9 protein-coding genes are annotated in these 10617 nt (G+C 66.6%); 5 read left to right on the forward strand and 4 right to left on the reverse strand.

Annotated elements, in window-relative coordinates; genetic code table 11:
• Positions 1–162: 162 nt before the first annotated feature.
• From AC5JJ2_RS27095 to AC5JJ2_RS27115, 5 genes are all read left to right on the forward strand, one after another.
• Positions 163–1494 carry a (Fe-S)-binding protein gene (locus AC5JJ2_RS27095; protein WP_495861185.1) on the forward strand — a complete coding sequence of 444 codons (1332 nt, stop codon included), beginning with the start codon at positions 163–165 and terminating at the stop codon, positions 1492–1494.
• Positions 1495–1620: 126 nt separating this feature from the next.
• Positions 1621–3354 carry a S26 family signal peptidase gene (locus AC5JJ2_RS27100; RefSeq protein WP_495861186.1) on the forward strand — a complete coding sequence of 578 codons (1734 nt, stop codon included), beginning with the start codon at positions 1621–1623 and terminating at the stop codon, positions 3352–3354.
• Between the two features lie 106 nt (positions 3355–3460).
• Complete coding sequence (locus tag AC5JJ2_RS27105) at positions 3461–3850, forward strand: acyl-CoA thioesterase (RefSeq protein WP_495861187.1); 390 nt, start codon at positions 3461–3463, stop codon at positions 3848–3850.
• A gap of 15 nt (positions 3851–3865) precedes the next feature.
• Positions 3866–4417 (forward strand): MotA/TolQ/ExbB proton channel family protein, encoded by a 552-nt coding sequence (locus tag AC5JJ2_RS27110; RefSeq protein ID WP_495861188.1) that lies wholly within the window; start codon positions 3866–3868, stop codon positions 4415–4417.
• Positions 4414–4944, forward strand: a complete 531-nt coding sequence (locus AC5JJ2_RS27115) for a hypothetical protein (RefSeq protein ID WP_495861189.1) — start codon at positions 4414–4416, stop codon at positions 4942–4944. Before AC5JJ2_RS27110 ends, AC5JJ2_RS27115 begins: the two co-directional genes overlap by 4 nt.
• Here the strand turns inward: AC5JJ2_RS27115 and pheS are convergent, their stop codons facing one another.
• The 4 genes from pheS to AC5JJ2_RS27135 all read right to left on the reverse strand — a co-directional run bounded on the left by pheS (position 4945) and on the right by AC5JJ2_RS27135 (position 10195).
• The gene (gene pheS / locus AC5JJ2_RS27120; RefSeq protein ID WP_495861190.1) at positions 4945–5979 is read right to left on the reverse strand and encodes a phenylalanine--tRNA ligase subunit alpha; all 1035 of its coding nucleotides are present in this window, start codon (positions 5977–5979) and stop codon (positions 4945–4947) included.
• A gap of 125 nt (positions 5980–6104) precedes the next feature.
• Positions 6105–7826, reverse strand: coding sequence for a Gfo/Idh/MocA family protein (locus AC5JJ2_RS27125; RefSeq protein WP_495861191.1), 1722 nt, complete (start codon positions 7824–7826; stop codon positions 6105–6107).
• A gap of 165 nt (positions 7827–7991) precedes the next feature.
• A complete protein-coding gene (locus tag AC5JJ2_RS27130; protein ID WP_495861192.1) occupies positions 7992–8681 on the reverse strand; it encodes a metallophosphoesterase family protein in 690 nt (229 codons plus the stop codon).
• A gap of 209 nt (positions 8682–8890) precedes the next feature.
• The gene (locus AC5JJ2_RS27135; RefSeq protein WP_495861193.1) at positions 8891–10195 is read right to left on the reverse strand and encodes a hypothetical protein; all 1305 of its coding nucleotides are present in this window, start codon (positions 10193–10195) and stop codon (positions 8891–8893) included.
• Between the last annotated feature and the right edge of the window lie 422 nt (positions 10196–10617).

A 10617-nucleotide genomic window follows, 5' to 3' on the forward strand; every position in this document is an offset into this window, starting at 1 on the left:
GCCCCCCACGCGGACCCCTACCCTTTTTGGGGGTGGGGCGTATATGAGCCCCCCCCGGGGGTAGTAGCCCTCCCCCACGGTGGGCCTCGAAGACTCGACCCACCCTACATTTCGTTTCCCTACAATTTCCCGAACGGCCATCCACACCCACCGACGCTCTCCATGACCACCGCACTCCCGCTCGTGTCCGGCAAGCCGAACCTCGATTACGAACTCGTCCTGGATTGCGTCCACTGCGGCCTCTGCACCGCGAGCTGCCCCACCTACGTCGAGACCGGCAACGAGGCCGACTCGCCCCGCGGCCGCATCTACCTCATGCGGCAGGTGATCGACGGCGCGCTCAAGCTCGACGACACGGTGAAGGGCCACCTCGACCTCTGCCTGAACTGCCGGGCGTGCGAAACCGCCTGCCCGTCCGGGGTGCAGTACGGCAAGCTCATCGAGCCGTTCCGCGTCCACATGGAGGAGAAGGAACCCGGCCGGTCGAGCGCGAACCTGAACGCGATCCAGCGGTTCATGCTGTTCAAAATCTTCCCCTCGCGACTCCGCACCCGGCTCGCCCTCGCCCCGGCCCGACTCGCGCAGTGGAGCGGCCTCGACTGGCTAATGGAAAAGCTCGGCCTCACGAAGCTCCTGCCGCAATCCCTGCGGCGGATGAAGGCCATGCTGCCGGCCCTGAAGCCGCACTACGGCAGCTTACCGGAGATTCTTCCGGCGGAAGGCAAGCGGCGGGCGAAGGTCGGCCTCTTCCTCGGCTGCGTCGCGGATGCCCTGTACCCGGACACGCAATTGAACACGGCCCGCGTCTTGCAGAAGAACGGCGTGGAAGTCTGGATTCCGCGGGCGCAACAGTGCTGCGGGGCGCTCCACTACCACAGCGCGATGGAGCCGCAGGCCCGCGAGTTGGCGGCGAAGAACTGCGACATCTTCGGCTTCACCGGCAGCGTGCCGAGCGACCTGGACGCGATCGTCACGAACGCGGCCGGGTGCGGGGCGATGCTGAAGGACTACGCCCACATGATGCACGGCCACCCGGCGGAGGAGGCGGCGACGAAGTTCAACGCGAAGGTCCGGGACATCAGCGAGTTCCTGTACGACCTCGGCCCCATCGCCCCGACGCACCCGCTGAACATCACCGCCACGTACCACGACGCCTGCCACCTGCGGCACGCGCAGCAGATTCAGAAGCAGCCGCGGAGCTTGTTGGAACTGATCCCCGGCATGAAGCTCGTCCCGCTGCCGGAGAGCGAACTCTGCTGCGGGGCGGCCGGCAGTTACAACCTGACGCAGCCGGAAATGGCCGGGAAGCTCGGCGACCGGAAGGCGGCGAACATCCGCGCGACCGGGGCGAAGGCCGTGCTCATCGGCAACGTCGGGTGTCTGATGCAGATCGCCCGGCACTTGAAGGCGGTCGCCCCGGAGGTGTGGTGCGGCCACCCGGTGGACGCGCTCTGGGCGAGCTACAGCGGCGAGATTCCGAAGGAACTGAAATAACCGTCCGGTCCGAGCGAACGACCGAACAGACTCCGTATCGACAGGTGTTTCACCATGCCGGACCCGACCAACAAAGGCCCCACGACAAACCCGTTGGCTCCGGCCGATGTTCCGGTCCCGCAACCCTTGCCGGCACGGGATAAGCCGCCCGCCCCGCCGCGGGTCGCGACCGCCGCCGTGCCGGCCAAGCCGTCGCCACCGGCCGAAAAGAAAGCCCCCCGCGACCAGGTCCGCGAGAGCCTCGAAACCATCGTCTTCGTCGTCGTCCTCGTCTTCCTCCTCAAGCAGTTCGTCGTCGAGGCGTTCGTCATCCCGACCGGGTCGATGGCCGAGACGCTCTACGGCTACCAGAAGGTCATCGAGTGCGACGACTGCAAGTTCCGGTTCCCGCTCAACTCCAGCCGGGAGGTCGAGGGCGACCCGCAGCTAGGCGGCGAGCGACGTGCGATCCACGGGTACTGCTGCCCCAACTGCCGGTACAAGTACACGTTCAAGCAGCACGAGTTGGGCAAGGGGAACAGCTCCGGCGACCGCGTCCTCGTCCACAAGGCCCAGTACCACAAGTTCCCTCCGGAGCGCGGCGACGTGGTCGTGTTCAAGTACCCCGACCGGCCGCAGAAGGACTTCGGCGCGCAGAACTACATCAAGCGGCTCTGGGGCCTCGGCAACGAGACCATCGCCATCTACCGCGGCGACATCTACGTCTGTGACACGATCACCTACCCGACGCCGACGCCGGACGAGACCGGCTACCCGCGGGCCGAGGACCTCTGGCGGGCCGAGTTCTGCTTCCCCGGCACGACCTCGCTCGACCCGGCCGTCGAGCGGTTCACGAAGTCGCGGGACGCGAACTTCGCGGACGCCGGCGGGTTCCGCCTCGTCCGCAAGTCGGACGCGATGCTGGACGCGATGAGGCGGAGTGTGTGGGATAATGACCACCAGTCGAACTTCCTGGCGAACAAGGGCGTGCCGCCGCGGTGGAAGGCCGAGACGGACGACTGGGCGGCCGACAACCCGACGGTACCGAAGGCGTTCACCCACAGCGGCGCGGGCCTCGGCTGGCTGCGGTACCGGCACCTCGTCGTCGAGGACTTCAACTCCCTCGGCGGGCCGAACAAGCCGGCCGTGAACCCGATCCCGGTGGACAACTTCCTCGGGTACAACGGCGAGGTGATGGACGGGTTCGGCGGCAAGCAGTTCGTCCTCGACCAGTACCAGGACTACCGGTTCTGGGTCGGCGACCTGATCCTCGAATGCCAGGCGAAGGTGACCGACCCGGCCGCGGGGATCACGCTCGAACTGTCGAAGGGGCAGAACCGGTTCCAGGCCCAATTCGCGAACGGCAACGTCACCCTCGTCCGCACCGGGCCGGGCGGCAAGGAACTGGCCACGAAGCCGAGCGGTATCACTTCGGCCGGGACGTACAAGCTGAAGTTCGCGAACGTCGATTGCTCCCTCCGCGTCTGGGTGGACGGCAAGAAGATCGACTTCGGCACGGCCGGCGACTACGACCCGACCGTCCCCGACAAGTTCGAGTCGCAGGACGAGAAGAAGGAGGGCTGGACCGAGGCGAACGACGTGAAGGCCCCCGCGAGCGTCGGCGCGACGAGCGGCGTCGAGGTGAGCAAGCTCAAGCTCTTCCGGGACACGTACTTCATCAACAAGCCGTACAGTTCGACCGGCGACGCGGCGAACACGGTGTTCACGTACTACGTGCAGCCCGGCCACTACCTCTGCTTCGGCGACAACAGCGCCCAAAGCTCCGACGGCCGCGTCTGGGGATCCGTCCCGGACCGGCTGATGCTGGGGAAGGCGGCGTTCGTGTTCTTCCCGCTGGATCGGATCGGGTTCATCAAGTAACGCGCCGAACGGGAGCGCGGTTGTCATATAGCCGCCGGCTTGCCGGCGGGGTTTTGCGACTCCCAAAACCCCGCCGGCAAGCCGGCGGCTATATATCCTACTTCCCATGCTTACCGGCGAAACCACCATCCGCGTCCGCTACGCGGAGACCGACCGCATGGGGTTGCTCCACCACGCGAACTACCTCGTCTACTTCGAGCAGGCCCGCACCGACCTCCTACGGCAAGCCGGCGGCAACTACAAGGACCTCGAAGACCGCGGGTTCTTCCTCGTCGTCGCCAAGATCGAGATCAAGTACCGCAGCCCGGCGTACTACGACGACGAGCTACGAATCGTCACAACCGTGACGCGGACCACGCCCGTGCGGCTCGAACACAAGTACGAAGTCTTCCGCCCGGACGGCACGCTCGTTGCCGAGGGGAACTCGACGCTCGCGTGCGTGGACAAGGACGGGAAGCTGCAGGCCATGCCGGAATGGTTGGTCCGCGCGAAGTAACCCCCGGAGACGGCCGTGCGAAGACTCTGGATTCACCACGTCCTGCCGACCGCGTTCGCGGTCATCCCGGCCCTGGCCGGGCTGCTTGTCTTCGTCGCCATCCCGGCCGACGCCCGGCGGGACTACCTCGCCCGCGTCGCCGTGTCGCACATCGACTGGGTCATCCTCGCGACCGGGGCGGTCATCTTCCTCGCGCAAACGTACCTGTCCTGGAACGCGATGAAGTGGGCGGAGAACGACTTCGACACCCGGCCGGACAAGTGGCTGTCGCACCTGTCGCAGGCGGCCGAGTGGTTCCCGCTGCTCGGGCTGATCGGCACGGTCGCGGCCATCCTGCAGACCTTCAACAGCATAACCCCCGGCAGCACGCCGACGCCGCAGGAGATCATCCGCAAGTACGCCCCGGCCATTACCGCCACCGGCAGCGGGCTGTTCATGGCGCTACTGAACATCCTGCCGACGTGGATCGTCGGCATGGGCCGCGACCTGATCCGCAGCCTCGGCGGCTACCCGGACCCGACCCCGATCGTCCCGCTGACGCCCGCCGAGGGCGAGGGGGACCGGTGATCCAGAAGCCCCGCCGGTCGGTGACGCGGTTCTTCATCCCGCTGATCGACGTGCTCATCCTGTTGTTCTGCATCTTCCTGCTCATGCCGTTCGTGAGCAAGCCGGACGACGGGAAGGGGAACCCGGACGCGGTCCCGGCCGTCCGCGACCCGTCGATGCCGGACGACGTGGAGAAGCTGCAACAGGAACTCGCCATCGCCCGCCGGCGGATCGAGGACCTGAAGAAGCAGCGGGCGAACCTCGGCGAGCGGCTGAGCGTGCGGGTGGTCGAGATCGACAAGGCGACCGGCAAGCTGTTCTACTTCGACGCCGACGGCGGCGGCCGGCTGGAGCTGAAGGACCAGGCGGACGCCCAGCGACTCATCAACCAGCAGCGGTCGCGGGCCGGGGCGAAGGACGTGTTCTTCCTCTTGCTCTACCCGCGGGAGCTGAGCGGCTTCCCGCTGCGGGACCAGGTGGAGACGTACCGCCGGTGGTTCAAGGACGTGCCCCACGGGTTCGACAACCCGTGGGCGGCGGGCGGGTGATCAGAACTGCCCCAGGAACCGCAGGTCGTTCTGCCAGAACAGGCGGATGTCGTCGATCGCGTGCTTGAGCATCAGCATCCGCTGCGGCCCCATGCCGAACGCGAACCCCGTCACCTCGTCCGGGTCGTACCCGCCGTTCCGCAGCACCGTCGGGTGGACCATGCCGGCCCCCATGATCTCCAGCCACCCGGTCCCCTTCGTCAGCCGGTCGCGGTTCGGGTCGTCCTTCGGCCAGTCGATGTCCACCTCGATCGATGGCTCCGTGAACGGGAAGTAGCTGCTGCGAATCCGCACCTGCCGGTCCGGGCCGAACATCCGCCGGGCGAACGCCGTGATCGTCCCCTTCAGGTCGGCCATCGTCACCCCCTCGCCGACGACCAGCCCCTCGACCTGGAGGAACTGAATCTCGCTGCGGGTGCTGATCGCCTCGTTCCGATAGCACATCCCCGGCAGGATGACGCGGATCGGGTTCGGACACTGCTCCCGCATGACGTGGATTTGTCCGGGCGACGTGTGGGTGCGCAGAATTGTGCCGGGCGACTCGGTGAAGAACGTGTCCCACATGTCGCGGGCCGGGTGGTGCGGCGGCATGTTCAGCAGCTCGAAGTTCAGCTCGTCCGACTCGACCTCGCGGGAGCGGTAAATCTGGAACCCGAGGTCGCCGAAGATGCGGTAGATGTCCCGGAGGATTTGCGTGGCCGGGTGCAGCCGGCCGGGGGGCGTGCCGCGGCCGGGGAGCGTCACGTCCAGTGGGTTCGCGGTCAGGCTGGCCTGCAGCGCCTTCTCCTTCGCCGCGTCGAGGGCCGCGGCGTGCGCCGACTCGAGCGCCGCCTTCACCCGGTTGACCTCCTGCCCGTACCCGGCCTTCTGGTCCTTCGGGATGTCCCGCAGCTTGCCGAGGGCGGCCTTCACCAGCCCGTTGTCGCCGAAGAACTTCGTCTTCCAGCCTTGCAGCGCGGGTTCGTCCGCGGCGGCGGCCAGCTCGCCGAGGGCCTGCGATTCCAGCGTCTTCAGTTCGGCGACGGCGTCCGGCATGGTCGCGGATTCCTTCGGGAAAGGGTGTGGGGTGAGGATACGGACACGCCGCACGGGGCGGAGGTGACGGGACAAAAAAGAAAGCCCCGCGATGAACATCGCGGGGCCGCGACTTCACGCCAAAATCATGCCCATTTCGTCTCGGGAACCTCGGTCGCGTCCGGCTCGAACCACTTCGGGTCGAACTCGATCCGCTGCCGCTTGGCCATCGCCATGTTCGCGGTCAGCGCCAGGATCGCATCGGCCATCGCCACCTCGCCGTGGCACTTCGGCAGGATGTCCGCGTACTTCAGCTTGCCGTCCACCTCCTCGTAGCTGACCTTCTGCTTCAGGTCCTGCCACCGGCGGACGCAGTACGCGAAGTGCTCCATCTCGGTCCGGTAGCCGCGGACCTCGGTGTCCCACTCGTTGCCGGCCGCGTTCTTCGTGATCGCCGCCCCGCCGCCGCCCCAGGTGGACGCGGCCTCCATCGCCGGACCCTTGCCGCCCTCGGCCGTCACTTTCACCGCCGTGTCCTTCGGGGACTTCTCCCCCTTCTTCGTCTTGTCCTTCTCCTTGAAGAGGTAGACGTTCGCCTCCTTCTCGACGAGCATCGTCCCGCGGCTGCCCATCAGGCACTCGCCGTAGTCCTCGAACTCGTTCGTGTTGAACGACGAGTACGTCACGACGACCACGTCGTTCTCGTCCTTCCCCTTGTTGACGCCCCGCGGGTGGTTCGCGCCGGGGAACTCGAACGTGGTGAACACGCCGTCGTTCGACTCCCGGTCGTTCTTGCCGGGGCCGTAGAAGAACTTCCCGCCGACGCCGCTGACCGCGAGCGGGTGAACCTTGCCGAGGAAGATGCTCGCGGCGTCCAGTTGGTGGCTACCGAGTTCGGCCATCAGCCCGCCGCCCGTGCGGTCGTACAGCCGCCACCGGACGAGTTCCGTGATCGACTTGAACCCCCACTTCTTGAGCGACTCGGGGTTCTTCAGGAACCCGTCCGCGTCGGCCTTCGGGACCGGCTTGCACCAGCCGTCGATGAGGGCCGGGAGGTCGAACTCCGTGCCGTCGATGTCCTTGCCGGTGGCGTAGGTCTTCTTCGCGTCGTCGGTCGCGGTGAACGGCCACGAGTTGTTGCGGTGCCACAGGGCGCGGATGTGCTTGATCTCGCCGAGGATGCCGGAATCGACGACCTCGCGGGCGTGGGCGTAGAGCAGGCTGTAGTGCCGCTGGTGCCCGACGGACAGCAGCACGCCGTACTGCTTGGCGGCGGCGATCATCTCCTTGCACGACTTGATGTCGCGGGCCATGAGCTTCTCGCACAGGACGTGCAGCCCGGCCTTCATGCAGTCGATGGCGATGTCCTTGTGGGTGAACAGCGGCGTCGCGATCACGACCGCCTCGACGCCCCGGTCCTTCGCCTCGGCGATGAGTTGCTTGTAGTCGTCGTAGGTCTTGATCTTGGCGGCCTTGTCCTTGCCGTAGAGCTTGTTGAACCCCTTCCGCGGGCCGGCGGGTTCGCCGTCGATGATCCGCTTGAGGTTCGTCGGCCGGAGGTCGCAGACGGAGACGAAGTCCAGGTACTCCGGGTTGTGCTCGCCGATGAGCACGCCGCCCTCGTCGCCGGCCCCGATGAGCGCGGCCTTGACCGCCTTGTTCCCCTTCCAGGACTCGTACCCGAAGTACACGGCCGCGGAAACGGGCAGCACGGCCCCGGCCGCGGTCACGGCCTTGATGAACGTCCGCCGGTCCGTCTTCCCGGCCGCCTGGTCCTCGGCGAGCTTCTTCGCCGCCAGGTCCGCGGCCGCCTGGTTGAAGTTCGCCGCGCCGACGCGCTTCTCTTCGTCGGTGAGTTTGGTGGCCATGCTTCGGCTCCGAGAGGGTTCCCTTAGTTGTACTGTAGCCGAGGAAGAGTTGAAGGGGAATCGAGCAACGGCCGGCGAACGGCACGGCGTCAGCGTGCCGGTTTCGCACCCCGCGACCTACACCGGCACGCTGACGCCGTGCCGTTCGCCGGGCCATCGCGGGGATCAGTCCGGGTGGCCGACGATTCCGGTCCGGACCTTGCCGACGAGGTTCACCTGCCAGTACCGCCGGCTGTCGGCGTCCAGGCACGTCAGCCAGCCGCCGCCGTAGGCGAACGTGTCGATGCAGATGGTCGTGTCGCAGTCGAGAATCTCGCCGGACCGCTGCGACGTGTGCCCGCAGATGACGGTCTTGCCCGAGACGTGGGGCGCGACCAGCTCCGGCTCCAGGAACTCCCAGAACAGCCACGCCTCGTCCTGCTCGGCGAGCGGCAGCTGCGGGTGGACCCCGGCGTGGACGAAGATGTGTCGGTCCGTCTCGTAGTAGTCCACGCACTCCGTCTCGATGAAGTGCCAGTGGTTGTACGGCACGTCGTCGAGCGTCCCCGTGCGGCCCGGCCCCTTGCCGTAGGAGCCGAGGGCCTGCGTGCCGCCCACGCTCGTCCACATGCGGAACTCGGATTTATCCCGCCGCGCCCGGCTCATCATGAGTTCGTGGTTCCCGCGGAGGCAGACGGTCCGGTATTCCTCTTGCAGACGGATGAGCCGGTCGAGAACGCCGCGGGTGTCCGGCCCGCGGTCCACGTAGTCGCCGAGAAAGACGAGTTGGTCGTCCGGTGTGGGCCGCACCGTGCCGAGGAGGTCGTCGAGCATTCCCGAGCAGCCGTGGATGTCGCCGAACGCAAGGATTCGCATGAAGTCACGATAGGGTAGGCACGTTAAGTCATTCTAGCACGGGAATGAGGGACCGGGGCGACGGGGTTTGTAGGGCGGGTCAAGGCTTTGCGCCGACCCGCGGTAGACCGCAACCACCGTCGAGAGCCGATGAACGGGCTGGGACCGCCGCGGCGGGTCGGCGCATAGCCTTGACCCGCCCTACAAGAACTACGTTCGCGGCCCGGTAATTACTTCTTCGTTAGCGACTTCAGCAACATCGTCACGTCCTTGCCCAGTTCCGCGGCGTCCGGGGCCGGCAAACGCGCGGCGAACGTCGTCCCGGATGCATCCGCGTTCGTCAGCACCGCGTACTCCATGCGGAGCTTCTCGTCCTTCACCGTCGCGGTCAGGGCGAAGCGATCCAGCACCGTCCCCGGCAGCCGCTCGACCTTCTGCGCGACGGCGATGTCCTTCGCGGACTTTTCGAGGAACCCGCGGGACTCGCGGAGGAAATCGTCGGCCGACGGTAAACTTTTCGCCGTCTCGACGGTTATCAGGATGCCGGCCCCGTTCGGGCCGTCGAGCGTGACCTGCCGGCCCTGGACCGCGCCGACCCGCCACCGGCGGGGGTAGAGGAAGCGAACCCCGAGGCTGGCGTTGTCGTACAGGAGGGTAGAGTTCTCCGAAGTCGGTTTCAGGTCCAAGCCTTTCAGCGCCGCGTCCGACAGTTCCGCAACGTCCGCCGCGGCGGACCGCGTGAGCGTGAACCGCCCCTCGATCGTGCCGACGGTTTTGCCCGACCCGTCCAGGAGGTCGTGCGTGCCCTTGAGGGACAGGTACGCCAGCCGGTTCGCGTCGAGGTCGAAGTACGCGGTTCCCTCCAGGGCGTGCTTGCACGGGCCGTTGTCGTCAACCCCGCGGACGGACCCGGAAAGCGAGAGGCGGGCCTGCTTGCGTCCGTTGACGGTGACGACGCCGACGAGTTTTAGCGTGAACCCGCCGCCGGTGACCTTCTCCATATCGGTAAGCTCGGCCACGCCGTCGGCCGCCAGCGGCCAGGTGTCGTTCACCGCGACCGGCTTGGTCGGCAGCAGCGCGGGAACCAACGCCGGGGAGAACACGTCAGTACGAACGGTGTCGATCTCGCCGTAGAGCAGGGGGCCGTCCGGCGAGAAGGGCGATTTCCCCGACGCGGACCGCAAAACGACTTGGCGTAGCACTTGCTTCCGTAGGTCGGCGGTTTGCTCGCGGTCCCCGAGGGTGCGGCGGAACTCGACGGTGCGGTACTGGCGGATGACTTTCTTCGTCTCGGCGTCCTCGTTCGGCAACACCCGCTCGTCGAAGACGACCTTGCCGGTCCCGGTGAGCGGCACGGCCTGAGGTTTCGCGTCCTTGCCGGCCGGGACGGCGACGGTGCCGGTGAGTTCGGTCTTTTGCTCGACCCGCACCAGCTGCCCGGCATCGAACTTCTCGGCGAGGGTGTAAGTTTCGTCCGCCCGGACCGGGGCTGCCAAGATGACACCGACCGCCAGCGTGAGGGTGCAAGATTTCATCGCGAATCCCGGCGAAACAGGGGATCGAACCGCGGGCATTGTACCGCGTCGGCGTCGGCAGGGCGGTGCGCAACCTTGAAGGAAAATTGCGTTCGATTCATGCCCCGGATGTTTGGCGGAACTGGTGAAGGTCGGGCGAGTTGTGACGGCGATTCCGGCGGTGTGCAAAACTACACACGGCCCGTGTAAAACCGACGCAGGTGGGTGCGAAACTGACAGCCTTCATGCGGCCGGGACGAACTCGTGACAAATGGCGACGGACGCAAAGCGAATCAGAAGTAGACGTTGCGAACGATGTCGGCGAGGGATGAAAAATAAGTTGGCAAGTGGTCCGGCGGTTGCACCATGAGGTGCGACAACTCGGACTCGCGATTTCCAACGAAACACGACGAATAGCCGCAACGGGGTTGCAACGCAACCCG

It is taken from the genome of Limnoglobus sp., assembly GCF_059499385.1.